This window comes from Steroidobacter agaridevorans (assembly GCF_009932555.1).
GTDB classification, from domain to species: Bacteria; Pseudomonadota; Gammaproteobacteria; order Steroidobacterales; family Steroidobacteraceae; genus Steroidobacter; species Steroidobacter agaridevorans.
Map to the genome: position 1 here is coordinate 193,515 of NZ_BLJO01000006.1, position 26,111 is coordinate 219,625.

Here is a 26,111-nt window from a genome sequence, read left to right on the forward strand (position 1 = left end):
ATGACATCCCTTCACCCGGACTACAGGGCATGGAACCGACACAGCGCGTCCCGGTAGCCATCATCGGCTCCGGCAACATCGGCACGGACCTGATGATCAAGATCCTGCGCACCAGCCGCACCTTGCGGATGGCTGCCATGGTCGGCGTCGATCCTCAATCGGAAGGCTTGGCCCGCGCCAAGCGACTTGGCGTCGCGACGACGGCCCAGGGCATCGACGGCTTCCTCGCCATGCCGGAATTCAAAGAGGTCCGGCTGGTGTTCGACGCCACCTCCGCCGGCGCCCACAAACATCACGACTCGGTGTTGCGCGCTCATGGCAAGACTCTGATCGATTTGACCCCGGCCGCAGTCGGTCCGTTCGTCATTCCGCCAGTCAACGGCGATCAGCATCTCGGCGCGCCGAATCTGAATATGGTGACTTGCGGCGGCCAGGCGACCATTCCCATCGTCGCCGCAGTCGGCAAAGTCGCGCCGGTGTTGTACGCGGAGATCGTCGCGTCGATCGCCAGCAAGTCCGCCGGCCCCGGCACGCGAGCAAACATTGATGAGTTCACTGAGACCACGGCACGAGCCATCGAACAGGTAGGCGGGGCGCAGCACGGTAAGGCCATTATCGTGCTGAACCCCGCCGAGCCTCCGCTGGTGATGCGCGATACGGTGTTTTGTTTGACCGCCCTCGCGGACGAAAGCGCGATCGAAGCATCGGTGCAAAAGATGGTCTCCGAAGTGCAAAGTTACGTACCGGGCTATCGCTTGAAACAGCGCGTGCAGTTCGAGCGCGTCGGCCCGGGCGTCAAGCTGCCGTTCAAAGGCGTCGATGAATCATTCGTCGGACTCAAAGTCAGCGTATTCCTCGAAGTCGAAGGCGCTGCGCATTACCTGCCGGCCTACGCGGGAAATCTCGATATCATGACGTCTGCCGCGCTACGCACCGCCGAGCGTGTGGCCCTCAATCTTAGCGCGGAGATCGCCGCATGAGCCCGACCAGCAAGCTCTACATTCAAGATGTGACTTTGCGCGATGGCATGCACGCCATCCGCCATCAATACGGTATCGAGCACGTCAAGGCGATTGCTCGAGCGCTCGATGAAGCTCGCGTCGACGCCATCGAAGTCGCGCACGGCGACGGGCTTGCCGGTTCGTCGTTCAATTATGGCTTCGGCAAGCACACCGATTGGGAATGGATCGAAGCCGTCGCCAGCGTCATCGAGCACGCGAAGCTCACGACGCTGCTGCTGCCGGGCATCGGCACCGTTCACGACCTGCGCCATGCATTCGATCTGGGCGTGCGCTCGGTGCGCATCGCCACTCACTGCACCGAAGCAGATGTTTCTCAGCAGCACATCGAATACGCGCGCAAGCTCGGCATGGATGTCTCAGGCTTCTTGATGATGAGCCACATGAGCCCGCCGGAGCAGCTCGCTGCGCAGGCGAAGTTGATGGAAACATACGGCGCGCATTGCGTGTATGTGACCGACTCGGGCGGCGCGATGACGATGGACGACACGGCCGCTCGCTTCCAGGCTTACGACCGCGTGCTGAAACCTGAAACTGAGCGCGGCATTCACGCGCATCACAACCTGAGCCTCGGCGTCGCGAACTCCATTCTCGCCGTGAAGAACGGTGCGATTCGCGTCGACGCCAGCCTCGCCGGCATGGGCGCAGGCGCGGGCAATGCGCCGCTGGAAGTTTTCATCGCCACCGCCGATGTGTACGGATGGCAGCACGGCTGCGACCTGTTCAAGCTGATGGACGCCGCAGAAGATCTGGTCCGTCCGCTGCAGGACCGGCCGGTGCGCGTCGATCGCGAAACTCTCACGCTCGGTTATGCCGGCGTTTATTCCTCCTTCCTGCGCCACGCCGAAAAGGCCGCGGCGATGTACGGACTCGACACTCGCACCATCCTGGTCGAGCTCGGCCGGCGTCGCATGGTCGGCGGTCAGGAAGACATGATCACCGACGTCGCGCTCGACCTCGTGCGAGCTCGCGACGCCGAGAAACTTGCGTCGTAAATAAATCCGCCCCCCTTTTTGATCGAGACGTTTATGGCCGCCAATCCGAAGCCAGCAGTTCCGCCCAGCCAGAGCTACCAGACCATCACCGCCGACCGGCTGACGCCGACCATCGGCGCCGTCATCTCGGGCATCGATCTGAGCAAGCCGCTGAGCGAGCAGCAGATCGCCGACCTGAATGCGGCCATCGCCGATCATCAGGTGATTTTCTTCCGCAACCAGTCGCTCGATCCGCCGTCGTTGAAGCGCGTCGGCCAGTATTTCGGCGAGCTGCAGATCCACGCGCTGCAGGGCCTGCCGGATCATCCGGAAGTGCGCAAACTGCAGGCGGATGCGAATTCGAAGCACGTTGCCGGCGAGGAGTGGCACACCGACATGTCGTGCGCGACGATTCCGCCGATGGGCAGCATTCTCTATTTGCACACGCTGCCGACGATGGGCGGCGACACCGTGTTCGCGAGCATGTATGCCGCGTACGAAGCTTTGTCGGATCGCATGAAGGCCTATCTCGAAGGCCTCACCGCGACGCATGACGGCAAGCTCGCCTTCGGTCGCTTCAATCCCGATGGCAAATTCCCGGTCGCGGTGCATCCGGTCATTCGCACCCATCCGGTGACGGGCCGCAAAGTGCTGTTCGTGAACAAGGGCTTCACTGCGCGCATCAACGAAGTGCCCGACGCGGAGAGCGCGGCGATCCTGCAGTTCCTGTTCCATCACTGCGAGAACGCGTACTTCCAGGTGCGCTTCCGTTGGGAGCCGCATTCGGTGGCGTTCTGGGATAACCGCTGCACGCAGCACCTGGCGATCTGGGATTACTACCCGCAGCTGCGCTCGGGCTTCCGCGTGCAGATCGCGGACAAGGGCGGTCCGAAAGAATCCGCCTGAGGCTGGGAAAAGGTTAATGAGGCTAGCCCGAGGTCTGCGGACCTCGGGCTTTTTTTATTCTTCAGGTGACCGAGATCGGCCCGCCGCGAGCGCGCTCGCCGTACGGACGTAACATCAGCACCAGCACGATCGCCAGCACACACAGCGGCACGCCCAACGCGAGGATGGCTTTGTATGAGCCCGTGTAGTCGAACACGGCGCCGAAGGCCACCGGGCTCAGGCTCATTGCAACCATCACTGCCGAGAACATCGCCCCGAAGATCTGCGCGAAGTTCTTCAAGCCGAAGTAGCGGCTGGTGAGATACGCGAGCATGTCGACCTCCGCGCCCAAGCTCAGGCCGAGCATGATGGCCGCGACGACGAATGCCCAGATCGGCAACGGCGCGGACAACAGTCCCAGACCGATCGCCGACAATGAGAAGAACACGAAGGCGATGCGCCGGGCGTCATAACGATCGACCAGGAAACCGATCAGCAGTCGCCCGCCGAAGGCGGACCAACCAAACGCCGACGCCAGACCCGCGGCGAGACTCTCCGGCACACCGCGATCCTGAAGCATCGGCACCATGTGCGGGATCAGCCCGTACAGCACGAACGCCAGGCCCGAGAAGATCGTGATCAAACTCCAGAAGTCACGGCGAGCCATCGCTTCAGCCAGCGTGTCGCCGCTCGCAACGGGCTGCTGATCCGCCGGCGCATCGGACGCCGCACCGTCAGGATGCAAGCCCAGCGACTGCGGCTTCTCATGGAGCAGGAACACAACCATCGGCAGCGTGAACAACAACATGATCAAGCCGAGACCGAAATACCCGCCCCGCCAGCCGAAGTGCGATACGAATTCCTGCGTCACCAGCGGAACGTAACCGAATCCCAGACCGGTGCCGCTGCCGGCGATGCCGATTGCGAGCCCGCGCCGACGATCGAACCACGATGTCAGCACGCGCATGTAGGGCACGCTGTTCGTGCCCACGGCGATCGTGCCCATCGCCACGTACAGCGCGATGAACTGCCAGTAGTTGCCGATCATCGAGGCGGCGAGGAAACAAAGACCGAAGACGACGATCGACGGCACCAGCACCCGCTTCACGCCGAAGCGATCGACGAGCCGTCCCATGAACGGCAGCGAGACCGCCGTGCATAACATCATCACCGACACGGCGGCGCTGATCGCCGTGCGGCTCCAGCCGAACTCTTCCCCGATCGGGCCGCCCAACAGAAACAACGAGGACAACCCGAACGCGGCCGGCCCGGTGGAGATGCCGAGCAGGCACACCACGACGGTGACCCAGCCCCGCACGAACATCGGTTGGGGCGGAGCTTTGGAAAGGGACTGCGCTTCAGCCATGGAGGATCGGGATCGATTGATAAACAAAAAGCGGCCGCCCCACCAGGGAGCGGCCGCCGCACTTTGCCGAGTTGCTTAGAAGCGGGTCGACACGCGTACACCCGCGGTCATCGGACGCGCGGTATAGACGCGGAAGCCGTCGCCAGTCACGCGCAGACCCAGATCCGGCACTTCGTCGGTGACATTGTCGACGAAGATGCTGGTATCCCAAGCGCCGAAGCGCACGCCGAAACGCACTCCCATCATGAAGTAGTCTTCCAGCGCCTGATAGTTGGTCGGGCCGAACGAGCTGTTGAACGCCGTGTACGACACGCTTCGATAATTGAAGTTGGCGTTGGCGTAGCCCGTGAGATCGGACGAGAACGGAATCTCGTACTGAGCGGAGCCCGCCATCGACCATTTCGGGCTGTACGGAATGCGATCGCCCTCGCGGCCGTATGGCGTCGTGGGATCTGGCGGGACCGGCATGTCTTCCGACAGGCGCGAATCGGTGTACGTCGCACCGATGTTCAGGGTCAAGCTGTCGGTGGGCTGCGCATTGACCTGCAACTCCAGACCGTTCACGTAGCTCTTACCGGCGTTGCCGATGAACGCGAAGATGGCGTTCGGATCCTGCAGGGAAATCTGCTGATCCGACCAGTCGATGCGATACACCGACAGCTCGGTGTACAGCGCGCGATCGAACATGTAGCTCTTCACGCCCAGTTCGTAGTTCCACAGCGTGTCGGAACCGTACTGCGCCGGCACGCTGACGCCGCGAGATGCCGCCGAACGCCAATCGTTCACGCCGCCAGGACGGAAGCCCGAAGCGATGCGAGCATAAAACGTGGTGTCGTCCGTGGCCGCATACGCCAGTGCGAAGTTGTAGCTGAGCTCGTCTTCGCTGATGGTCTCGTCGAGCAACACGCGATCCACGGTCTGCGGCGGGCGAGCCAGTTCCTGCGTCTCGATCTTGCCCTCGAAGATATCCGCGTCGTAGTAGCGGATGCCGACGGTGCCGGTCCATTGCTCGGCGAACTTGTACTCGACTTCGGTGAACAGCGCGAGCTGATCGATGTTGGTGTTGCTGTAGCCCGAATTGATGTCGTTGCCGGCGAAGCCGTTGGATACGCAATCCTCATGGAACTTGCAGGGCGCGACGCCGCTATCGTCGAACACGAACAACGCGGCGTTCGTGACCTCGGACTCGAGCTCCGCATAGAACGCGCCGGCGACGACCTGGAACGGGCCGTCAAACGACGACGCGAAGCGCACTTCCGAGGACCAGTTGGAAATCTCCTGGCCCTGGTGATACGCGAGATCGAACGGCAAGCCGAAGAAGCGCGCGGTCGGCGTACTGTCGCGCGAGAAAAACAGCTCGCGATCCATGTACGAACTGGTCGCGGTGAAGGTGCCGAAGTCGGTGGTGTAATCCGCCACCAGGCTGAACAGCTGGGTCTCGTCTTCGAACGGCTCGAGCGTCGGCGAAATATTCTGATAGTCGGGCTGGCCGAACTCGAAGTATTGCGAGCCGTCCGCCTCGGTCTCCTGGTACAGGCCGGTCGCGGTGATCTTCAACGCGTCGGTGAGCTGCGAGGCCAGGATCAATCGTCCGCCCCAGATGCCCTGGTCGTTGACGTTTTCCTTGGCACCCGCCGAGCTGGTCTGATCGATGTAGCCGCCGCCGGAATCGCCCCACACCACGGCGCGCGCACCGAGCTTGTCCTGGATCAGCGGGACGTTCGCCATGAACTCGCCCTGATACAGCTCGTTGCCGTCCTTCACCGAGGCGGCCGAGCCGCTGAAGCCGAACTCGGACTTCGACAGATCCGGCTTGTTGGTGATGAAGCGCACCGTGCCGCTCATGGAACCGGCGCCGAACAAGGTGCCCTGCGGACCCTTCAGGACTTCCACGCGCTGCATGTCGTGCAGCTGGATGTTCGGCTGATTGTCGCTGCCGCCATCGAGGCCGAGGCCGGTGATGACCGCTTCGTCGAAGTACAAGCCGACGGTGGGCTTGCCCGACGAGGAAATGCCGCGGACGATGATCTGGTTGTCACCCACGCCGCGGTTGTTGACCTGGATGGACGGATCCAAGCGCGTAAAGCTCTCCAGCGAGAACGCCTGGCTCTCGCGAATGGCATCGCCGCTCACGGCGGCAATGGCCGCGGGGGTGTCCTTCATCGTCGTTTCGCGCTTGGTCGCGGTAACGATGATCTCCTCGACGACCAACTCCTGCGCGTTGGCGACAGTGACCATGGCGGTCGCCGCCAGCGCGACGGCCTGGCCGATCCGGACGGCGACCCGACCACCGTGCCGGTTAATGTTGACTCTCATGCAAGCTCCTCACAGTTAAGCGACGCGAACCGCGTCGCGCTCCCCACACCCCAGAAACCTTTCGCACTGCAACTTGCATACCACCATTTGAACCGACGATACGATGGTATTTTTGTATGATGTATTACGATCATAGAGAGCCTGGCGATGACAATTCAAGCCTGACTCGCGTCGGAATCGCGGCAAAGTTGGTGCAGTGGCGCACAGTTCATGCACCGTCTTTGCACGAAGCGACCTGAGGGAAGAGATTCTTAACCCGCCGAGACGATAGGAGAGCCCGTGCAGTTCACCACAAAGGCCCTTGGTGCCAATTTCGTATTCTTTGTAGCGTTCCTTGCGGCAAGTAGTGGCGCACACGCGTCGCAGAGCTCGCCCGTCATGGCAACGATCGACACTCAGATCGGCGGCGCGATGGCCTGCGAGCGCCTGGTCGAGGAGGATTTCAAGAACACCTTCGAAGCGCCGCTCTCGGTGCTTTCGGCAAAGCTGGTTCCGGCGAAGGATGGCGCCGCCGAATATTGCGCCGTCAACGGCGTCATTCAGCCGCAGATTCAGTTTGAAATGCGCTTGCCGAGCAAGAGCTGGAACGGCCGTTATTTTCAGACGGGTTGCGGCGGCTTCTGCGGCGTCATCGGCATCAACAACTGCGCCGATGCGCTGGCGGACAACTTCGTCGTCGCCGCTCACAACATGGGTCACGTCGGACTGGTCATCAAGGATCCTGTCTGGGGGAGCGATCCCACGCTCCGCGAAGACTACGCTGGCCGTTCCACGCATTTGATGTCCGTTGCCGGTAAGGCACTGGCCGAACGTTACTACGGTAAGAGACCAGCGCGCTCGTATTTTCGCGGCTGTTCGACCGGCGGTAGAGAGGGACTTTCCGAAGCACAACGCTACCCCGGCGACTTCGACGGCATCATTGCGGGCGATCCCGCATTTCCCGGCCGCCTCGGTGCGATCGCGAACAACTGGGATGCACAGAAGCTGTTGCGCGACGACGGCTCCGAAGTTTTTACGCCCGCCAAGCTCGCCGTGCTGAACGCGGGTGTCATGAAATCGTGTGACAAGCTCGACGGCCTCGTCGACGGCATCCTCACCGATCCGCGTGCGTGCACCTTCGACCCCGCCAAGCTTCAGTGCAAGAAAGACGATGGGCCGGATTGCTTGACGGCCGAGCAGGTCGCTGCGGCGAAAGCGCTCTACAGTGGACCGGTCAACAGCAAGGGTGAGAAGTTGATGCCGGGCGCGACGCCTTACGGCAGCGAGCTTTCCTGGAGCGGCGCTGGCCGTCGTTCGCTCGCGGAAGGCTATTTGCGTTATCTCGCGTTCCCGACGAATCCGCCGGCCGACTACAACTATCGCACTTTCAACTTCGACACCGACGTTGAGAAGACCGAAGAGATGGCGGCTTTGTACGATCCCGTCGCGCCTCACCAAGCACCCGATCTGCGCGAATTCGAACAACGCGGCGGCAAGCTCATCGTCTATCACGGCTGGGCCGACGCCGGCGTCTCACCGATGGCCCTGCTCGACTATTACGCCCAAGTGACTTCACGTCAGGGCGGCGGTGAGAAAGTGCGCGACTGGTTCCGCGTGTTCATGGTGCCCGGAATGTTCCATTGCCGCGGCGGCAATGCTCCTAACACGTTCGAGCTGTTGCCCGAGTTGGTGAAGTGGGTCGAGCAAGGCCAGGCGCCGGAGCGCGTTGTGGCCACTCAAAGCGGCCCGCAAGGTGTGGTCCGCACTCGCCCGCTGTTCCCGTATCCGGCCTATGCGAAGTACACAGGCAAGGGCGATGTGAATAGCGAAGCGAACTGGGTCAAAGCGTCGCCGAAGCAGGAACCGGACGATCGGTTGGATTGGGCGCGGGCGCCGAAGTAACGATTGTTCAGAAACCTGGGCGCGTGCGGGCTTCGCACGCGCCCAGCATCACGCGGAGTTTTCTTAGCGCGTCGAGCGCTGCGCTACCTGTTACTTGCGCAGCAAACGTGCAGTTGTAATATATCGTCACGTCGGCCAATCGACGGCATGGAATTGGCTCCGATGTATCTTGAAACAGAACGGAAGCTGTACACGTTGGCGATCGGCGCTCTGGCGCTGTCGATCCTCCTCGTGCTGCTGACACGGGTGCAGCTGATATCCAGGGAGATCGTGGTAGCACTGGTGCGCTCCATCGGCAGCGGGACTGCGGTGGCCATTGGAGAGACAATACTCCTGCAGCTGCTGACCGCCCTGATCTGCGTCGTGCCTCTCAAACTCACCAGAAATCGTTTGTCGGCGTTCGACTGCCTGTTGCTGGGCGGGGCCGCCATGGCTCCCACCCTGATGTCGAGCGCATGCGAGCCGCTCGGTTGGTCATGGCTGACGATTGCAACGGCGCCGCTGCTGTTCATGCTCGTGTTCCGGGCACTCCAGAATGTGCCGCCCTCCTCCTGGCTGGACGCCTTCTACAGCGACCAGAAGCCCTGGGTGAGCATTGCCTTCGCAGGAATGTTCGCCCTGCAGATCTCGCTGATGTTCATCTTGACGGCCGGCAAAGGGACTATTTTCAAGCTGAGTATCTTGCTCGCGCTTGCCGGCGCAGTACTGGCAATGCTCGCTCGTCGGTTCGATCGCAGGCTGCTGTCGATTGCCGCCGCGGCGGTGTTTGCATACAACCTGGCGGTATATGTGAAAGTGTGGTTGAAATATCCGGGCCTGATCGCCTTCTCCTGTTCGGACGCATGAGCATGACGTCGCCAGCCGTTGTACTTCCCTGCCGGCATTGCGGCGCCTTGGCGCCGCGCTTCGACGTCAACGACGAACAATTTCAGGCCATCGTCAAAGCGATTGCCGCCGGGTCCAGAACGATCGCGGCCGCCGAGCTGAGGCATTTCGCGCAATGTTCGGAGCCGGAGGCGCGTGCGTGGGTGGATCATCTGCTCAACTGCCTGTATGCGTGGCGGTCCGCCGAGGCCGATGAGCAAGTGCTTCGAGACATCGACCTGGCTTTTGCCAACATCGCCAAGCCCAAGCACTTCACGGATTTCAGTCACTGCTCCGAATGCAAGCACCACGACCAGACCTTGCGATCGAAAACTCGCGAAACATTGTGCCGTGAAGACCTGGGCACTGCCGGCTGGGATCCCGTTACCTTCTCGAGCGAGGAAGGCATCGCTTATTTGTTTCCTGCGCTGGCGCGCTTCGCCTTGCTTCCCGACGTTTGGAGTGGCTACGGCTGGTATGGCAGCCAACTGCTATCTCATCTTTCGTATGACGGCGGCAGCAATCGTTTTCTGGCGTGGTGCTCGCCCGCTCAACGCGACGCCGTGTACGCCCTTCTGAAACACTTGTCGGCGACCCGACGATTCGTCATCGAGCGCGGTCTCGACGAAAACCCGCTGGAAGCGGCACTGGCAGCGTGGGAGCCGATCAGTTAGCCAATAAAAAAGCCGGGCGAGACTTTCATCCCGCCCGGCTCTGCTCCGTCGCGCGTCCGTCGATTAACGCGTCACCAAAATCTTCTTCACCCAGCCGCCGCCGTTGCTGGATTCGATCTTCAGGTAGCCGTCTTTTTCTTCGCCCATGAAGATCATCTCTTCGCCCTTCGACAGGGTCGCGACCGGCTGCGACGATTCGCTGGGCGACGAGTACACCTTCAGATTGCCGAGCTTCGGCACGACGGTGTCGCCTTCGTTGTACACGGCGCCGCCCTTGGTCTTCTTGGCCGCCTCTTCGGCGAGTGTGCCGACATCGCGCTGCAGACTCGGCTGATTACGAACCGAGCGCACGATGTTGTTGTAGTTGTCCGCGAGGCTGGCCGCGATCACTTTGCCTTCGTTGGTCTTGGTGTAACCGCCGAGCGCGCCGGCAGCGCTGCTGCCGAACAAAGCCGTGCCCAGCTTGAGGTCCGCCTTCTTGGAGTTGCCTTCGGCGGAAGCGACCTGAACGCCGGAACGCGCATCGGTCACGAGCATGCTGGTCTGTGCTTCTTTGAACTTCAAACCGCCGGCGACAGCGCCGAGCACGCGACCCTTGGAGCCAGGGAGCAGGCCGCCGAGCGCGCCACCGACACCGCCGGCATCGTTTTCAGAAAACACAACGGCCGGCGTGAGCACGAAATCGGCGCTGACCATCTGGCCGCCGCCCATGTTCGAGCCCTGACGCAATTCACCCGACTCCTGCAGCGCGCGTTCTTGCATCATGTTCTGCATGCCGATGCCGCGCTCCACGACGATGAAGCAGTTCGACTGCTGAACCATCATGCGGATCAGGCCGGTGGGCGACTGCAGGCCGTAACGGGACAACGACTGCGCCACATAATCCTGCGGCTCGACCACAGCGAGCGCACCCATGGGCTTGTCACAATGCTCGACGCCATCCTGCGCGCTTGCGACGAGTGGCAATCCCAGCAATGACAACGCGGTGGCGACAGCAGCGCGTACCGATACGGAGTTCATAACTTTCTCCCAACGAGATGAGCAAGCAGGCGCTCGGGCCGCGCCGACGGTGCGAAATACTTGATTTAAAGCCAGTTTGGGCCGCCGGTCGCTACCGCCCGGGATCTGAGCACGCAGCCCGCAAGACGGTCAAGCGGACAGCTCCCACTCTGTCCCGCTGGCCGTGCTCGTTGCCCGGTAGGTGGCGGTCCGCCATAGTCCGCGCATCATTCCAGCCAACTTCCCAGCTGGTAAATGCAACTAACGTACATTGCCGGGCGCGCATGCCACTCCATCGAATCGTTCATCGATCCCTGGTCTGCCTGACATTCGCGACCCTCGGCGCCTGCGGCGACAAGGACTCGCCCGAGCAGCAGGTGCGAACCGTCATCGAACAAATGGAACAAGCCGCCGAGGACCGCGACGTTGGCGGCCTGAAGGCGCATCTGTCCGACGATTATCGAGACGCCAATGGCATGGGCGCTGAAGAAGCGGCGCGCTATGCGCGCGGCTATTTCATCGCCAACCAATCCATTCATCTGCTGACTCGCATCGAGGAACTGATTTTCCCGACCGACGACGAGGCCAGAGCCCAGGTGCTGGTCGGCATGATGGGCCGCGATGCCGCGGATGAATGGGACCTCGCCGGCGAACTGCGCACCTTCAAAATCGCCCTACGCCGCGAGGACGGTGAGTGGAAAGTGACCTTCTTGGAGGTCATGCGGAAATAATGGCTAGGGTCTTGTCTTTCGTGGCGCATTGACGCAGGGACCGACCTCTGTAATATGACTGCCATTCCTTCGGGTTGTATTCAACGCGCTTGTCCGCGTCGAGGCCCTGGCCGGCCTTGCGCTGCGCCGACCTTCGCGAATCAACCCTACTGAATCAATGAGTTAGACCGTGATCGCGGTGTCAGCACCGCAGATCGGACGCCGCGCGCCGCGGCGACGGTCCCGCGCCGAGCCGCCTCCTGGGATGCAGTCACCACCGCTGCCCCTGCCGAGACGAGTCGCTGCGCGGCCCTGGCCATGCCTGTCGCTCGCAGCGATTGTCCCGGCCAGACCGAATTTCCCGATGATGGTAACGGTAGGCCAATATGACTAACGGCACTGAACGGGCCTCCAAGGAAGAGGCCGCGAACGAGGTCGCCCTGAAGGGGCGAACCACCCGTCCAGAAAAGCAGGGTCTTTACGATCCCGCTTACGAGCACGACGCGTGCGGCGTCGGCTTTGTCGTAGATATTAAAGGCCGAAAATCGCACAAGATTCTGCAACAGGGCCTGCAGGTCCTGACCAATCTGGATCACCGTGGCGCCTGCGGAGCCGAGACCAATACCGGCGACGGCGCGGGCGTGCTGCTCCAGATGCCGCACCAGTTCCTGGTGGCGGCGGCGAAGAAGTCGCGTATTGAATTGCCCGAGCCCGAGCATTACGGCTGCGGCATCGTGTTCCTGCCGCGCAATCCGACGCTGCGTCGGCGCATCGAAGAGCGCTTCGAGCAGATCGTGCAGTCCGAAGGTCAGACGGTCCTCGGCTGGCGCACGGTCCCGACCAACAACTCCTCGCTCGGCGACACGGCGAAATCGTGCGAGCCGTATATGCGGCAGGTGTTCGTCGGCCGCAATCCGGCGCTGCCGGACGCGCTGGCGTTCGAGCGCAAGTTGTATGTGATCCGCAAGCGCGCTTACAGCGAGATCCGCGCGTCGACGATGGAAGGCGCGGCGGTCTGGTACGTCGCCAGCCTGTCTCATAAGACCCTCGTTTATAAGGGCATGCTGCTGACCGAGCAGCTCGGTCCCTACTTCCCGGATCTGCAGGATCCGACCATGGAAACGGCGATCGCGCTGGTGCACTCGCGGTTCAGCACCAACACGTTCCCGAGCTGGGATCGCGCCCACCCGTATCGTTACGTCGCGCACAACGGTGAGATCAACACCGTGCGTGGCAACGCGAACTGGATGCATGCGCGCGAAGCGCTGTTCCACTCCGAAGTGTTCGGCGAGGACATGCCGCAGATCCTGCCGATCATCAATCCGAACGGCAGCGACTCGGCGATGTTCGACAACACGCTCGAGCTGCTGGTGCTGGCCGGCCGCTCGCTGCCGCACGCCATGATGATGATGATTCCCGAGCCCTGGTCGAATCATCAGACCATGGACGACAACAAGCGGGCGTTCTATCAGTATCACTCGTCGTTGATGGAGCCGTGGGACGGCCCGGCCGCGATCGCCTTCACCGACGGCAAGCAGATCGGCGCCGTGCTCGACCGCAACGGTCTGCGTCCTTCGCGCTACTACGTGACGAAGGATGGCCTGGTCGTGATGGCTTCCGAAGCGGGCGTGCTCGATATCGCGCCGGAGAACGTGCTGGAGAAGGGTCGTTTGCAGCCTGGTCGCATGTTCCTGGTCGACACCGAGCAGGGTCGCATCGTCGACGACGAAGAGATCAAGAAGGCCATCACCACCGAGCGTCCGTATCGGCAGTGGCTGAACGATCACCTGGTGCACATCAACGATCTGCCGACCGCACCCGAAGTGCCGGCGCCCGATCACGACACGCTGCTGCAACGTCAGATCGCGTTCGGCTACACGTTCGAAGACGAGCGCATGATCCTGACGCCGATGGCGCAGAACGGCGTCGAGGCAGTCGGCTCCATGGGCAACGACACGCCGCTCGCGGTGCTGTCGAACAAGCCGCGCCTGCTGTACGACTATTTCAAGCAGCTGTTCGCGCAAGTCACCAATCCGCCCATCGATAGCATTCGCGAAGAGATCATCACTTCCGCGGAAACGCGCCTGGGCTCGGAAGGCAACCTGCTGAACCCGCAGCCAGCGGACTGCCGTCGTCTGGAAGTGAAGTGGCCGATTCTCACGAACGAGGAATTCGCCAAGGTCCGCCGGATGGATTTGCCGGGACTGCGCGTCGGCGTGCTGCCGAGCCTGTTCCGCGTGACCCGCGGCGAGAAAGGCCTGGTGAAGTCGATGGAAGAAATCCGGCTGATGGCCCGCCGCATGATCGAGGAAGAGGAAGTGAACGTCCTCATCCTCAGCGATCGCGGTGTGAACAAGGAGTTCGCGCCCATTCCGGCGCTGCTCGCGGTCGCCGGCCTGCATCACTACTTGATTCGCGAAGGTCTGCGCACGCGCGTCAGCCTCGTGATCGAGACTGGTGAAGCGCGCGAAGTTCATCACTTTGCGCTGCTGATCGGCTACGGCGTCAGCGCGATCAATCCTTACGTCGCGTTCGAAACCATCGACGGCATGATCCGCGACGAGCGCATCACCGGCATCGATCACAAGAGCGCCTGCAAGAACCTGGTGAAGGCCGCGACCAAGGGCATCATCAAGGTGATGGCGAAGATGGGCATCTCGGCCATCCAGAGCTATCGCGGCGCTCAGGTGTTCGAAGCGGTCGGTTTGCGTCAGGACGTGATCGACGAGTACTTCACCTGGACCGCATCGCGCGTCGGCGGCATCGGCATGGATGTGATCGCGCAGGAAGTGCTGGTGCGTCACCGCGCCGCGTTCCCCGAGCGTCCCACCGATCGTCACACGCTGCCGGTCGGCGGCCAGTATCAGTGGCGCGCGGACGGCGAATATCACCTGTTCAACCCCGAGTCGATCCATCGGCTGCAGAAGTCCGTGCGCAACGGCAACTTCAACCAGTTCAAGGAATACTCGAAGCTGGTCAACGAGCAGTCGACCAATCTCTGCACGCTGCGCGGCCTGCTGGACTTCAAGCTCGGCGACGCCGTGCCGCTGGACGAAGTCGAGCCGATCGAGAACATCATGAAGCGCTTCAAGACGGGCGCGATGTCGTACGGCTCGATCAGCTCGGAAGCGCACGAGACGCTGGCGATCGCCATGAATCGTATCGGTGGCAAGAGCAACACCGGCGAAGGCGGCGAGGATCCGGCGCGCTTCAAGCCGATGCCGAATGGCGATTCCAAGAACTCGGCGATCAAGCAGGTTGCCTCGGGCCGCTTCGGCGTCACCAGCGAATATCTGGTCAGCGCCAACGAGATCCAGATCAAGATGGCGCAGGGCGCGAAGCCCGGTGAAGGCGGTCAGCTGCCCGGCACCAAGGTGTATCCGTGGATCGCGAAGACTCGTCACACCACCGCAGGCGTCGGTTTGATTTCGCCGCCGCCGCACCATGACATCTACTCGATCGAAGATCTCGCCGAGCTGATTCATGACCTGAAGAACGCGAACCGTCACGCTCGCATCAGCGTCAAGCTGGTGGCCGAAGTGGGCGTCGGCACGGTCGCCGCGGGCGTCGCCAAGGCGCATGCCGACGTAGTGCTGGTCAGCGGTCACGACGGCGGCACGGGTGCGTCTCCGCAAACATCGCTTGCTCACGCCGGTCTGCCGTGGGAGCTCGGCCTCGCCGAGACTCACCAGACGCTGGTGATGAACAACCTGCGCAGCCGCATCGCTGTCGAAACCGACGGTCAGCTGAAGACGGGCCGTGACGTTATCGTCGCCGCCCTACTCGGCGCCGAAGAGTTCGGCTTCGCGACCGCGCCGCTGGTGGCGACGGGCTGCATCATGATGCGCGTCTGTCACTTGAACACCTGCCCTGCCGGCATCGCGACTCAGGATCCGCGCCTGCGCGAGAAGTTCGCGGGCAAGCCGGAGCACGTCGTCAATTTCATGCGCTTCATCGCCATGGAGATGCGCGAGCTCATGGCGCAGCTCGGCTTCCGCAGCGTCGACGAGATGATCGGCCGTGTCGATCGCCTCGAGCCGCGCAAGGCCGTGAATCACTGGAAGGCGCGCGGTCTGGACTTCAGCAACCTGCTGTATCAGCCGGACTCGAGCGACGGTACGCCGCGCTTCAAACAGATGGAGCAGGATCACGGCCTGGAGAAGTCGCTCGACCTCACCAAGTTGCTGGAGCTCTGCAAGCCTGCAATCGAGCGTGGCGAGAAGGTCGTCGCCGAGCTGCCGATCCGCAACGTGAATCGCGTGGTTGGCACCATCACCGGCAGCGAGATCACTCGCAAGCACGGCTCGGCCGGCCTGCCCGAAGACAAGATCCAGATCCGCTTCAAGGGATCGGCGGGTCAAAGCTTCGGCGCGTTCCTGCCGCGTGGCATGACCTTCTTCCTGGAAGGCGACGCCAACGACTATCTCGGCAAGGGCCTCTCGGGCGGCAAGCTGATTCTGTTCCCGCCGGCCGGTTCGACGTTTGTTTCTTACGAGAACATCATCATCGGCAACGTTGCGCTGTACGGCGCGACCAGCGGCGAGGCGTACATCGGCGGCATGGCCGGCGAGCGCTTCTGCGTCCGTAACAGCGGCGTGCACGCCGTTGTCGAAGCTGTCGGCGATCACGGCTGCGAGTACATGACCGGCGGTCGTGTGATCGTGCTCGGACCCGCCGGCCGCAACTTCGGCGCCGGCATGTCCGGTGGTGTCGCGTACGTGCTCGACGAGCACGGCGACTTCCACACCAAGGTCAACAAAGAGATGGTCGATGTTGGTCCGCTGGAAGAGCCGGAAGAAATTGCCGCGGTCGGTGCGATGATCGAGCGCCACTACGGCTACACCAAGAGCGCTCGCGCGCGACAGGTGCTCGATAACTGGAATGACATGGTGAAGAAATTCGTTCGCGTGCTGCCGCGCGACTACAAGCGCATGCTGGCTTGTATCGCCCGCGCCCACGAACAAGGCCTCACCGGCGACGACGCGATCATGGTCGCGTTCGAAGAGAACGCCAAGGACACGGCGCGGGTGGGAGGTAACTGAGAATTATGGGTAAGCCAACAGGATTCATCGAATATCTCCGCGAGCTGCCGGTCGATCGGACGCCTCAGGAACGCGTCAAGGACTGGAAGGAATTCCATCACCACATGGAAGACAAGCGGCTGCGCCATCAAGCCGCTCGCTGCATGGATTGCGGCGTACCGTTCTGTCACACCGGCAAATTGATCAGCGGCATGGCCTCGGGCTGTCCGGTGAACAATGTGATTCCGGAATGGAACGACCTGGTCTATCGCGGGCTGTGGCGCGAAGCGCTCGACCGCCTGCACATGACCAACAACTTCCCCGAGTTCACCGGCCGCGTGTGCCCGGCGCCGTGCGAGGGCTCGTGCGTGCTCGGCATCAACAATCCTCCCGTCACGATCAAGACGATCGAGAACGCGATCGTCGATCGGGGTTGGGAAGAAGGCTGGGTGCTGCCCGAGCCACCGAAGACTCGCACCGGTAAGCGCGTCGCTGTCATCGGCTCCGGCCCTGCCGGTCTCGCCGCTGCGGCTCAGTTGAACAAGGCCGGTCACAACGTGACTGTGCTCGAGCGCGCCGATCGCCCGGGCGGTCTGCTGATGTACGGCATTCCGAACATGAAGCTCGACAAGAAAGAAGTCGTCGAGCGTCGTTTGAAGTTGATGGAGCAGGAAGGCATCAAGTTCATCTGCAACGCGAACGTCGGCGACAACGTCGAGCCGCAGTTGCTGCGTAAGGACTTCGACGCCATCGTGATTGCTACCGGCGCCACGCAGCCTCGCGATCTTCCTGTCGACGGCCGCTCTTCCAAGGGCGTGCACTTCGCCATGGAATATCTCACCGGCAGCACTCAAGCGCTGTTGAACGGCGGCGCCGACCACGCTCCGATCCACGCTCGCGGCAAAGACGTGATCGTGATCGGCGGCGGCGACACCGGCACCGACTGCGTCGGCACAGCCGTGCGCCAGGGCTGCAAGTCCGTCACTCAAATCGAAATCATGGCGCAGCCGCCCATGGATCGCGCTGATGACAACCCCTGGCCGGAATGGCCCAAGGTCTACAAGATGGACTACGGCCAGGAAGAAGCCGCCGCCAAATTCGGCGCCGATCCGCGCACGTATCTCACGACCGTGAAGCGCTTCGGCGTCGATGCGAACGGCGCGGTGAAGGAAGTGGTCACGGTGCAGATCGCTTGGCAGAAGAACGACAAGGGCGCGTTCGTTCCTGTCGAAGTGCCCGGCACGGAGAAGGTCTATCCCGCTCAGCTCGTCCTGCTCGCCATGGGCTTCCTCGGCCCCGAGCAGATGCTGCTGAAGGACCTCGCCGTCGAGACCGACGCCCGCAGCAACGTGAAAGCCGATCACGGCAAGTTCGCGACTAGCTTGAAGGGCGTGTTCGCTGCCGGCGATTGCCGTCGCGGTCAGAGCTTGATCGTCTGGGCCATCAACGAAGGCCGCGGCGCGGCGCGTGAGTGCGATCGATACTTGATGGGGACGACGGAGCTTCCCTGAGATTTGTTATTAAGTGAGGGGATCGTTCCGATCCCCTCCTGTCTTCGCGGTCACCCGGATAGTACCGTTCGCACCTTTCCGCTCCGATGCTCAGGGCTTTCCTGAATTTCGGTATTAAGCGAGCTAACGGCTCTGACCCCCGCCAATGGCTGTAGACTCCACCTTCGGACGTGGAGGTGCCTATGCCAACTTCCCTGAAGCAGATCCTGGAGCAAGCTCGCGCGCTGTCGACCGAGGATCGCGCGAAGCTCATCAACTCTCTGCTCGAATCTCTCGATTCGCCGCTGTCCGCTGTAGAAAAAGTCTGGGCAGAAGAAATCGAGCAGCGCATCGCAGGGTTTGATCGCGGAGAGATCTCCGCATACCCGGCCGAGGATGTGTTCGCCGACGCGCGCCGTCTCTTACGATGAAACGCGCGAGATTCCTCGCACCCGCTCGGCAGCGAGAGATCTCGCATTTCCCTTCTCTGGGGCGCCTGCGTCCAAAAATACACGTCGAGTTTTCGTTCGCGGCTTTCCCTTCTCGGTGGTTTACCGCCCCGAATCGGAGGGCATCCTTATAGTCGCCGTCGCGCACCACTCGCGCCGACCGGAGTATTGGCATCTTCGAGTTCAAGAAGACAGCCCCGCATATCAAGTCACCTCCTCAACGCCCGGATAACTGTCAGAAGACCCAACCCGGTTTAACGCGCGATGGCCCTCCGCCACGACTTCGCCTTTAGATAGTGACCTCAGCGGCGGCGCGCCGCGCCTTGTCTATTCGCTGAAACAGGAGCAGGACGCGTTGATCCCCTTCGAGCTGCAGCAGATAGACAGCCTGGCCGAGGCTCCCCGCGCTCAGGGGATCGCAGTCGAGCTTGAAGCACTCGGCGCCCTGGGTGAATTCGTTGAACCAGCAGATATAGTCGATCAGGTAAAATCCCGGACGGCCGCGCTGGTCCATGCCTAGGAAGTCTTCCACGATCGAGCCGAATTCCTTGCTCCAATTTTCCACCGCCGCTCGTGCGCGTACCGCCGCTCCGAGCACTTGATCGGAGCTCACAGCATCTTTGTCGTCTCGCGCCGTAAGGGCACAGAGTTCTGAATCAGTCGTCAGAAGCCGACCCACGGCGTCAAAATATCCGTCGAGAAAGATGACGTGGCGGGAAACCGAGAATTGGAAGCGCTCAGATTGCATGGGGAAGTGGATCAGAGGCCCGCAGCCTCGTTCTGGCACTGAACGCCCGCCGTTGACTGCTCCATGAATTTCTCTTTGCTCAAGTCGAACCGGCGTGCCCACAGCACTGTCCCGAGCCATTCTGCATCTTCGTTACGAACCGCGGCAATGATTGTTCGGTCAGCTTTGCCATCGATCCGGCAGTTTGCAATCGCCAGCAGATAGCCTTCGGGAAGGGTGGGATAGGGCAATGTATCCGTAATGATCCAGATCGCCTTCCGTTGATCGTCGCGTTTCACCAAGCGCTCCCCGACCAGAACGACTGGCTTCCCATCCGGGCGTTCGAGGATGCCGACGGCGTAATCGCATTCTCGCTTGACGCCAAGGCTCAGCGCGACGCACGAACCATACTTGCTTATCAAGCCCGCGGGATACGGCGGCACGGTCGAGCCAACGAGCTCGGCGGCGCTTGCGATTGGCGCCAGCAACGCCAATAGATAACCCAAACGTCTGGTCAGTTGCATAACTACGTAACGGCTAGTCGCGAAAGCTCAAGGCGAGCACGGAATCCTGCTTGGTCTCATTGCGGCGCCAGTTGACGAACGCAGAGCATTCGATCAGTGCGGCATATTGCTCCGGGCAAGTGCGCCGGAACTCGCGGACATGATCCAGCTGCAGCGTGATGACCGTCCCTGGAGCGCAGTGGAGCTTTGTCATGCCTTCCTCGGGAGCATCCAGAGACGTCAGACAATCGATCCACGCCGAAATGTTCTTCCCATAGAAATCCGGGAACCCGAACGCCTCCGCGAAGACCGAATGGAACGAAGCCCAATCGGTGATTCGCGCGCAATCGATCTTTACGCTGGTCACGATCATGCTGGATTCCTCACGAGAGTCTAGCGCAACCCCTATCCTTCGGGACGCCCACGAGATCGGATGCAATCGGATTCATCCTGAATGGAGTCACACCTCCTCCCATGGGATCGAGGCGGGACGCCGGCCCGTGGCCAGGAACTCCGCTGCGGCCATTTCTCCCACGGCCATGGGTATGACCCAACGCCGGGGAAACTCCGTGTGATGCGCCAGACCGACATACGCTGTTAATACGGGATCATCGTCATCGACCACTCCTTTACTTGCGTAATACGGCGGACCGCCGTGGCCGTGATTGAAGCCCATTACCGTTTCATCACTACCGACGACGAGGAGAAGATGATCGCCATCCGGACCGTACAAGGTGATGATATTCAATCGTCCCGCGGCCTGCGCTTCCGCGGCTGCCTCCCGCAGTAAGTTATTGAGAGACTCGAGAGACGCCAGAGGTCGAAGGGATTCGTCTGTGTAAACCAGTGCGCGCAGCTCGTTCATCGGGGCCGCCCGGTTCGCTGCGGCGGATTCACCCGATGTTTCTTCGAACGCCCCTCTCGCTTTCCTTTCGAGTTCATCTCGGTGGTAGCCAGGCCGAGCAGCCGGCGGAAGGTGGGACATTCCATATGGCTCGGCGCGGGGCAGGCAGCGGCGTGGCGAAGGCCGTCGCGCATGGAGGTTAGCTTGCGGATCGTTGCATCGAGCTCGTCGGCCTTGAGAGCGAGCATTTTCCGGTCGATCTGCAACTTGCCATCGGGCGCGAACATCTGCGCGATCTCGTCCAGGGACAGACCGGCGGATCGGCCCACTGAGATGATGGCCAGCCGTTCCAGCACGGAGGCCGCAAACAAGCGGCGCAGCCCGTGCCGGCCTATGGAACTGACCAGGCCCTTCTCTTCGTAATAACGCAACGTCGAGGCAGGCACGCCGGACCTTCGCACGACCTCAGCAATGTCCATGCTCTTGACCTCAAGTTGACTTGAAGTGGCACTCTGCCAAGCCAGTCGAGGTTTGGAAAGAGCGAGGAGCGATTCATGAACGCCGTGCTTGCAATAATCGTCACCGGCATCGGCGCCACCGCAGTCATGGACGTTTGGGGCGCGATCCGCAAGCGGCTGTTCGGCATCCCACCCGCTGATTACGCCATGGTCGGCCGCTGGATCGGCCACATGACACGCGGCACGTTTCGCCACGACCGAATCGCAGCCGCCGCACCGATTCCGGGAGAGCGCGCCCTCGGGTGGATCGTCCACTACGGCACCGGCGTCGCATTCGCCGCCGGGCTGATCTGGATCGTAGGATCCGAATGGCTCCGCCAACCAGCATTGATTCCCGCATTAGCGTTCGGCATCGGCACCGTAGCCGCGCCATTCCTGCTGATGCAACCAGGCATGGGCGCAGGCGTAGCCGCATCGCGCACGCCGAAGCCGTGGTCAGCGCGACTTCAGAGCTTGATCACCCACGCGGTCTTCGGCTTCGGCCTGTGGGCGACCGGCTGGGTGCTCCAGCAGGGCTGACCCCGAATGCGACTGAGCCATGAGTTCCGGCGATAGATGCCGTATTCTTTTGCAAACATACGCCGGAGCCGATCATGCCTCGTTACGTTGCCTTCCTGCGGGGCGTGAGCCCGATGAATGCGAAGATGCCGGAGGTGAAGCGCGCGTTCGAAAGCGCCGGTTTCAAGAATGTCAAAACCGTGCTCGCCAGCGGCAACGTGGTGTTCGACTCTGCCGCCAGGTCGGAAAAGACCCTGGCTCAGCAGGCGGAGAAGGCGATGCAGGAGCATCTGGATCGCAGCTTCATGACCATCGTGCGGTCCACCAAAGCGTTGCAAGCGCTGATCGATGCCGATCCCTACGGTGAATTTCGACTGCCGGCGAAGTCGAAGCACGTAATTACTTTTCTTCGCGCGGCTCCAACAGCCAAGCTGTCGTTGCCCATCAAATTAGACGATGCACGGATCCTCGCTGTGCGCGGTCAAGAAATCCTCACGTCCTATGTGCCGCACCCGGGGTCGCCGACGTTCATGCGCCTCATCGAGAAAACGTTCGGCACGGAAATCACGACCCGAACCTTGGACACAGTGAAGAAGTGCGCGGCGGCTTGAGCCAAAGCGCACTCCTTCACTGAAACCCGTAGGTTCGCTACCGGACTCGCACCGGCAACGCCGGCGCCTGCACCGGCGCCGCGGGATTCTTCTCCAGCGCCTCGAGCGCAAGCTGAATCGCACGATCGAGTTGAGGATCGCGGCCAGCATTGACATCACGCGGCCATTGCTCGACCTCAACATCAGGCGCGACACCCTCGTTCTCCACGCGGTATCCCTGCTCCGTCCAGAACGCGAGGTTTGGCGAGGTGACGCCGCCGCCGTCCATCAGGGGCGGATAGCCGAGAATGCCAACGAGCCCGCCCCACGTCCGCTTGCCGACGATCGGTCCGAGCTGGAACCGTTTGAACATCCAGGGCAGCAGATCGCCGCCGGAACCCGCGTTCTCTTCGGTGATCAGCACCTTCGGTCCTTGAATGGCGCCACGCGGACTGATCAGGTCTGCGCCATAACGCATCTTCCAGTGCGCGATGACCGGCCGACGCATGATGTCGATGTAGTAGTCGGCAATCTGGCCGCCGCGGTTGAAGCGCTCATCGAGGATCAAGCCCGCGCGCTGCGACTGTGGATAGAAATACCGCTTGAACATGGTGTGGCCGCCGGTGGTCGTGTCGGGCACGTGCACATAGGCGAGGCGCCCGCCGGTTTTCTCGGAGACATAGCGAATGTTTCCTTCCACCCAATCCATGTAGCGCAACGAGGTTTCATCGCCGATCGGCACGACCACGACATCGCGGGAATTCTTGCCATCGGCGCTCGGCCCGACCGTGATGCGGACTTGCCGATCGACGCGATTCTCGAACAGCGAATACACGCTGGTCGGCGCACGCAACTCCTGGCCGTCGACCGCCAGCAAATACTCGCCGGGCTTGACGTACACACCGGGCGCACGCAACGGCGAGCGCAGATCCGGGCTCCAGTTCAAACCGCCCAGAATCTTGTTGAAACGATAACGATCGCGCTCGATCTTGTAGTCGGCGCCGAGCAGGCCCACCGGCACCTTCGCCGGCTTGAAAGGATCGTCGCCCGCTGTCTGATAGCTATGCCCCACGGCGAGCTCGCTGAGCATCATCTCGATGACTCGCTCGAGGTCGCTGCGCCGGGCGAGATCCGGCAGGAACGCGCGATATTTCTCACGCATCGCTGGCCAATCCGCGCCGTGATAGTTGGTGGCATAGAAATAGTCACGGTTGATCCGCCACGCCTCATCGAGGATCTGCGCCCACTCGGCTCGCGGATCCACCGCGACACTGACGTTGTTGAGCGCGAGCTTGCCTTTGCCGGCCGGCAGCTCATCGGCGACATCGGTCACGAACCAATCCGGACCGACGCGATAGCCGATGCGCTTGCCATCGCGTGACAGCAGGAAATCCTCCACGCCTTTGGCCAGCGTTTTGGTTTCCCGCTTCTCCAGTGTGAAGCGTTTCAACTCGCCAGGCTTGCTGAGCGCTTCCTGCGCCGTCGCACCCGAGCCTTCGATGAAATAGATCTCGCCGCTCGCACCGACCCGCAAGTCATGACGCGCACCGACACCGACAGGTAACGCAGCGATGCGATCCTCGATCCCCACGGCATCGATGCGCACCACCGGCGGTTTGCCGGCACCCTTGCCCTTCTCGTCCTTCGCGGCGTCCTTGGCCTTCTTGTCTTCGGACTCCGACGCGCCAGTCGACATCGCCTCGAGATCCACTTCGTCGCTGAGCGGTGGAACGGCGCTCGGCCCATCCTGCCGCAGCGTGATCGCATACAACCCGTAGCGCACCGGGCTGTCGATGTTGATCTGCGAGAACCAATCCTTCAGCGGTCCTGCATCCGTGGATGCGAGCACGTAGATGAACTCGCCGTTCGGATCGAACACCGGCTCGAGCATTTCGGACAAGCCATCGGTGACCTGGATGGAGCGCCCCGTCTCCACCGACCAGACATTGACGGTTTGAATCAAGCCCGCTGCTTGTACCGTATACGTCAGCCAGCGCGAATCCGGGGACCAGCTGGCCCGCATCAGATGGAACGGCGTATACACGGGCTCGGAAGCGATCTTGATGTTCTTGCCGCTGGCCAGCTCGATCACCCACAGCGACTGACTGTTGTCGCGATAGGCGATGCGGGCGCCATCGGGCGAGAACACGGGACGGTCGTAAAAGCCGGCGCCCGCCAGCCGATAATGGCGCGGCTTGCCTTTGCCATCCTGGTCCGCGAGCAGCAGCTCATATTCACCGCTCTCATCGGAGAACCAGGCGATCTGTTTGCCATTGCCGGACCACACCGGCGAGTGATCGTTCGCGCCCGTCGAGCGGGTCAGCTGGCGCGCATCGCCCTTCTCCGCCGGCACCGTGACGATCTCGCCGCGATAGTTGAACGCCATGCGCTTGAGATCGGGCGACGCCGTCGCTTCACGAATCCACTTTGGATCGCTCGCCAGGCGCGGGCGCGTTTCGATCAGATCGGAGATCGCCGAAATGCGGATCTGTTGGACCGAGTTGTCGCGGGTGTCGAGACGATGCAGGTAACCGGCGTGCTCGAACACGATGATGCCCGCACCATCGCCGTTCGGATCGGTGACTGGAAAGTCTTTCAGCTGCGTGAGCTGCGCGGCGTCGCTGCCCGCGTCGTAGCGAAACAGATTGAACTCGCCGTTGCGGTCGGAATTGAAGTACAGCGTGCCGCCGATCCACATCGGATCCGTATCGTTGCTGCCGCCCGCCGGCTTGGACACCTCCTTCACGGAGTAGTCGCTCATATTCATCAGCCACAAGCGGCTCTGCGTGCCGCCGCGATAGTTCTTCCATTGCCGGAACGCTTCGCGACTCGGCGTGTACGCGAGCGTGCTGCCGTCAGCCGAGAGCGCCGCCTTGGTCCCGGTCGGCACGGGCAGGCGCTCGGGCCCGCCGCCCGTCGCGGCGATGGAATAGAGCTGTGTGGTCTGCGGCACGAACCGGCCGCGCTCGGAATAAAACATGACCCGGCCGTTCGGCGTGAATCCGACCACGACATCGCGGCCCGGATGCCAGGTGAGCCGTCGCGCCTCTCCGCCTTGCGCCGGCATCACGTATACATCGGTGTTGTCACCGTAGTTGGCGCTGAACGCCAACCATTGCCCGTCCGGAGAAAAGCGCAGCGCCGATTCCTCGCCGGGCGCCTGAGTCAGCCGCCGCGCGCTGCCACCGGAGAGCGAGCTCAGCCAGATATCGTTGTCGTAAACGAATGCCAGGCTCTGCCCATGCACGGCCGGGCTGGAGAGCATGCGCGTATTGTCCGCATCCGCCGCGTACCCCAGAGGCGCGACTGCCAGGCCGAGCAATGCAAGCAATTTCGTATGTTTCATCGTTGTTGGAGGTCCTTCCACCTTGGCGAGCGCAGATGATAGCGGGATGCTGCAGCGAAGATGACTGAATTCGCCTGGATTGCAACATTCAGAAGCTATATAACTGCGCCCGTGAACGACGGAGGCGCGCCATGCTGAAGTTCGTCAAGTTTGCTGAGCTGCCCGTGGTCGATCAGGACCGCGCGTTGAGCTTCTACACCGAGAAGCTCGGTCTGCGCGTGGCGCAGGACGCTCCTTATAAAGAAGGTTGGCGCTGGATCGAGCTGGCCATCCCCGGCGCGGAGACTCGCATTCTGCTGACGGCACAGCAGGGCGAGATGAAGTCGGACATCCCTCGTCTCGTGATCATTTCCGATGACGTCGACGCCGCCTACCGCAAGCTGAGCGCGAATGGCGTCGTGTTCACCAAAGAGCCCACCAACGCCCCGTGGAACTCG

The 26,111-nt window shown here is 62.0% G+C and carries 22 protein-coding genes; 13 read left to right on the forward strand and 9 right to left on the reverse strand.

The features are described 5' to 3' along the window. Nucleotides 1–29 precede the first annotated feature (29 nt). The 3 genes from GYH35_RS21795 to GYH35_RS21805 are packed head-to-tail and all read left to right on the forward strand — an operon-like array spanning nt 30 to nt 2,899. Nucleotides 30–980, forward strand: a complete 951-nt coding sequence (locus GYH35_RS21795) for an acetaldehyde dehydrogenase (acetylating) (RefSeq protein WP_161829493.1) — start codon at nt 30–32, stop codon at nt 978–980. Further along, nucleotides 977–2,014 (forward strand): 4-hydroxy-2-oxovalerate aldolase, encoded by a 1,038-nt coding sequence (dmpG, locus tag GYH35_RS21800; RefSeq protein WP_161829494.1) that lies wholly within the window; start codon nt 977–979, stop codon nt 2,012–2,014. The genes GYH35_RS21795 and dmpG overlap by 4 nt, the downstream gene beginning before the upstream one ends. Nucleotides 2,015–2,047: 33 nt before the next feature. Continuing rightward, entirely contained in the window at nt 2,048–2,899 is an 852-nt protein-coding gene (locus GYH35_RS21805) for a TauD/TfdA dioxygenase family protein (RefSeq protein ID WP_161810533.1), read from the forward strand. A 61-nt stretch (nt 2,900–2,960) separates the two neighbouring features. Here the strand turns inward: GYH35_RS21805 and GYH35_RS21810 are convergent, their stop codons facing one another. Then, nucleotides 2,961–4,244: an MFS transporter gene (locus GYH35_RS21810; protein WP_161810532.1), complete on the reverse strand. Its 1,284-nt coding sequence runs from the start codon at nt 4,242–4,244 to the stop codon at nt 2,961–2,963. Between the two features lie 75 nt (nt 4,245–4,319). Continuing rightward, the gene (locus tag GYH35_RS21815; RefSeq protein ID WP_202624487.1) at nt 4,320–6,560 is read right to left on the reverse strand and encodes a TonB-dependent receptor; all 2,241 of its coding nucleotides are present in this window, start codon (nt 6,558–6,560) and stop codon (nt 4,320–4,322) included. A 378-nt stretch (nt 6,561–6,938) separates the two neighbouring features. Between GYH35_RS21815 and GYH35_RS21820 the strand changes: the two genes are divergently transcribed. From GYH35_RS21820 to GYH35_RS21830, 3 genes are all read left to right on the forward strand, one after another. Beyond that, entirely contained in the window at nt 6,939–8,441 is a 1,503-nt protein-coding gene (locus tag GYH35_RS21820; protein WP_161829495.1) for a tannase/feruloyl esterase family alpha/beta hydrolase, read from the forward strand. A gap of 147 nt (nt 8,442–8,588) precedes the next feature. Next, nucleotides 8,589–9,287 (forward strand): hypothetical protein, encoded by a 699-nt coding sequence (locus GYH35_RS21825; RefSeq protein WP_161829496.1) that lies wholly within the window; start codon nt 8,589–8,591, stop codon nt 9,285–9,287. A gap of 2 nt (nt 9,288–9,289) precedes the next feature. Further along, on the forward strand, nt 9,290–9,979 hold the full coding sequence (locus GYH35_RS21830; RefSeq protein WP_161810529.1) for a hypothetical protein: 690 nt from the start codon (nt 9,290–9,292) through the stop codon (nt 9,977–9,979). A gap of 63 nt (nt 9,980–10,042) precedes the next feature. Here the strand turns inward: GYH35_RS21830 and GYH35_RS21835 are convergent, their stop codons facing one another. Continuing rightward, nucleotides 10,043–10,999 (reverse strand): SH3 domain-containing protein, encoded by a 957-nt coding sequence (locus GYH35_RS21835; RefSeq protein WP_161810528.1) that lies wholly within the window; start codon nt 10,997–10,999, stop codon nt 10,043–10,045. Nucleotides 11,000–11,262: 263 nt separating this feature from the next. On the opposite strand from GYH35_RS21835, the gene GYH35_RS21840 reads away from it, so the two are divergent. The 4 genes from GYH35_RS21840 (at nt 11,263) to GYH35_RS21855 (ending at nt 18,630) form a co-directional block, all read left to right on the forward strand. After that, the gene (locus GYH35_RS21840) at nt 11,263–11,709 is read left to right on the forward strand and encodes an Rv0361 family membrane protein (protein WP_161829497.1); all 447 of its coding nucleotides are present in this window, start codon (nt 11,263–11,265) and stop codon (nt 11,707–11,709) included. A gap of 365 nt (nt 11,710–12,074) precedes the next feature. Next, on the forward strand, nt 12,075–16,730 hold the full coding sequence (gltB, locus tag GYH35_RS21845) for a glutamate synthase large subunit (protein ID WP_161810526.1): 4,656 nt from the start codon (nt 12,075–12,077) through the stop codon (nt 16,728–16,730). 5 nt (nt 16,731–16,735) lie between these two features. Then, nucleotides 16,736–18,220, forward strand: a complete 1,485-nt coding sequence (locus GYH35_RS21850) for a glutamate synthase subunit beta (protein WP_161810525.1) — start codon at nt 16,736–16,738, stop codon at nt 18,218–18,220. Nucleotides 18,221–18,402: 182 nt separating this feature from the next. Next, complete coding sequence (locus GYH35_RS21855) at nt 18,403–18,630, forward strand: addiction module protein (RefSeq protein WP_161829498.1); 228 nt, start codon at nt 18,403–18,405, stop codon at nt 18,628–18,630. Nucleotides 18,631–18,937: 307 nt separating this feature from the next. On the opposite strand, the gene GYH35_RS21865 is transcribed toward GYH35_RS21855, so the two are convergent. The 5 genes from GYH35_RS21865 to GYH35_RS21885 all read right to left on the reverse strand — a co-directional run bounded on the left by GYH35_RS21865 (nt 18,938) and on the right by GYH35_RS21885 (nt 21,201). Then, on the reverse strand, nt 18,938–19,396 hold the full coding sequence (locus GYH35_RS21865; protein WP_161829500.1) for a hypothetical protein: 459 nt from the start codon (nt 19,394–19,396) through the stop codon (nt 18,938–18,940). A gap of 11 nt (nt 19,397–19,407) precedes the next feature. Further along, nucleotides 19,408–19,869 (reverse strand): hypothetical protein, encoded by a 462-nt coding sequence (locus tag GYH35_RS21870; protein WP_161829501.1) that lies wholly within the window; start codon nt 19,867–19,869, stop codon nt 19,408–19,410. A 43-nt stretch (nt 19,870–19,912) separates the two neighbouring features. Then, nucleotides 19,913–20,251: a barstar family protein gene (locus tag GYH35_RS21875; protein WP_161810521.1), complete on the reverse strand. Its 339-nt coding sequence runs from the start codon at nt 20,249–20,251 to the stop codon at nt 19,913–19,915. 87 nt (nt 20,252–20,338) lie between these two features. Next, a complete protein-coding gene (locus GYH35_RS21880; protein WP_161829502.1) occupies nt 20,339–20,743 on the reverse strand; it encodes an Imm1 family immunity protein in 405 nt (134 codons plus the stop codon). After that, complete coding sequence (locus GYH35_RS21885) at nt 20,740–21,201, reverse strand: helix-turn-helix domain-containing protein (RefSeq protein WP_161829503.1); 462 nt, start codon at nt 21,199–21,201, stop codon at nt 20,740–20,742. The genes GYH35_RS21880 and GYH35_RS21885 overlap by 4 nt, the downstream gene beginning before the upstream one ends. Nucleotides 21,202–21,276: 75 nt before the next feature. On the opposite strand from GYH35_RS21885, the gene GYH35_RS21890 reads away from it, so the two are divergent. After that, nucleotides 21,277–21,759: a DUF2938 domain-containing protein gene (locus tag GYH35_RS21890; protein WP_161810518.1), complete on the forward strand. Its 483-nt coding sequence runs from the start codon at nt 21,277–21,279 to the stop codon at nt 21,757–21,759. 74 nt (nt 21,760–21,833) lie between these two features. Beyond that, entirely contained in the window at nt 21,834–22,349 is a 516-nt protein-coding gene (locus GYH35_RS21895) for a DUF1697 domain-containing protein (protein WP_161810517.1), read from the forward strand. Between the two features lie 37 nt (nt 22,350–22,386). On the opposite strand, the gene GYH35_RS21900 is transcribed toward GYH35_RS21895, so the two are convergent. Beyond that, nucleotides 22,387–25,674, reverse strand: coding sequence for a S41 family peptidase (locus GYH35_RS21900; protein ID WP_161829504.1), 3,288 nt, complete (start codon nt 25,672–25,674; stop codon nt 22,387–22,389). 131 nt (nt 25,675–25,805) lie between these two features. Here GYH35_RS21900 and GYH35_RS21905 point away from each other — a divergent pair. Further along, a partial coding sequence (locus GYH35_RS21905) for a VOC family protein (RefSeq protein ID WP_161829505.1) occupies nt 25,806–26,111 on the forward strand: 306 nt, incomplete at its 3' end.

What these genes read in the sequence shown, in the direction of transcription:
- gltB (WP_161810526.1), top strand. Translation starts at nt 12,075, where the DNA reads ATGACTAACGGCACTGAACGGGCCTCCAAGGAAGAGGCCGCGAACGAG.
- GYH35_RS21825 (WP_161829496.1), top strand. Translation starts at nt 8,589, where the DNA reads ATGGAATTGGCTCCGATGTATCTTGAAACAGAACGGAAGCTGTACACG.
- GYH35_RS21795 (WP_161829493.1), top strand. Translation starts at nt 30, where the DNA reads ATGGAACCGACACAGCGCGTCCCGGTAGCCATCATCGGCTCCGGCAAC.
- GYH35_RS21875 (WP_161810521.1), bottom strand. Translation starts at nt 20,251, where the DNA reads ATGATCGTGACCAGCGTAAAGATCGATTGCGCGCGAATCACCGATTGG.
- GYH35_RS21835 (WP_161810528.1), bottom strand. Translation starts at nt 10,999, where the DNA reads ATGAACTCCGTATCGGTACGCGCTGCTGTCGCCACCGCGTTGTCATTG.
- GYH35_RS21900 (WP_161829504.1), bottom strand. Translation starts at nt 25,674, where the DNA reads ATGAAACATACGAAATTGCTTGCATTGCTCGGCCTGGCAGTCGCGCCT.
- GYH35_RS21885 (WP_161829503.1), bottom strand. Translation starts at nt 21,201, where the DNA reads ATGGACATTGCTGAGGTCGTGCGAAGGTCCGGCGTGCCTGCCTCGACG.
- GYH35_RS21815 (WP_202624487.1), bottom strand. Translation starts at nt 6,560, where the DNA reads ATGAGAGTCAACATTAACCGGCACGGTGGTCGGGTCGCCGTCCGGATC.
- GYH35_RS21820 (WP_161829495.1), top strand. Translation starts at nt 6,939, where the DNA reads ATGGCAACGATCGACACTCAGATCGGCGGCGCGATGGCCTGCGAGCGC.
- GYH35_RS21865 (WP_161829500.1), bottom strand. Translation starts at nt 19,396, where the DNA reads ATGCAATCTGAGCGCTTCCAATTCTCGGTTTCCCGCCACGTCATCTTT.
- GYH35_RS21850 (WP_161810525.1), top strand. Translation starts at nt 16,736, where the DNA reads ATGGGTAAGCCAACAGGATTCATCGAATATCTCCGCGAGCTGCCGGTC.
- GYH35_RS21840 (WP_161829497.1), top strand. Translation starts at nt 11,263, where the DNA reads ATGCCACTCCATCGAATCGTTCATCGATCCCTGGTCTGCCTGACATTC.
- GYH35_RS21895 (WP_161810517.1), top strand. Translation starts at nt 21,834, where the DNA reads ATGCCTCGTTACGTTGCCTTCCTGCGGGGCGTGAGCCCGATGAATGCG.
- GYH35_RS21880 (WP_161829502.1), bottom strand. Translation starts at nt 20,743, where the DNA reads ATGAACGAGCTGCGCGCACTGGTTTACACAGACGAATCCCTTCGACCT.
- dmpG (WP_161829494.1), top strand. Translation starts at nt 977, where the DNA reads ATGAGCCCGACCAGCAAGCTCTACATTCAAGATGTGACTTTGCGCGAT.
- GYH35_RS21810 (WP_161810532.1), bottom strand. Translation starts at nt 4,244, where the DNA reads ATGGCTGAAGCGCAGTCCCTTTCCAAAGCTCCGCCCCAACCGATGTTC.
- GYH35_RS21805 (WP_161810533.1), top strand. Translation starts at nt 2,048, where the DNA reads ATGGCCGCCAATCCGAAGCCAGCAGTTCCGCCCAGCCAGAGCTACCAG.
- GYH35_RS21855 (WP_161829498.1), top strand. Translation starts at nt 18,403, where the DNA reads ATGCCAACTTCCCTGAAGCAGATCCTGGAGCAAGCTCGCGCGCTGTCG.
- GYH35_RS21890 (WP_161810518.1), top strand. Translation starts at nt 21,277, where the DNA reads ATGAACGCCGTGCTTGCAATAATCGTCACCGGCATCGGCGCCACCGCA.
- GYH35_RS21830 (WP_161810529.1), top strand. Translation starts at nt 9,290, where the DNA reads ATGACGTCGCCAGCCGTTGTACTTCCCTGCCGGCATTGCGGCGCCTTG.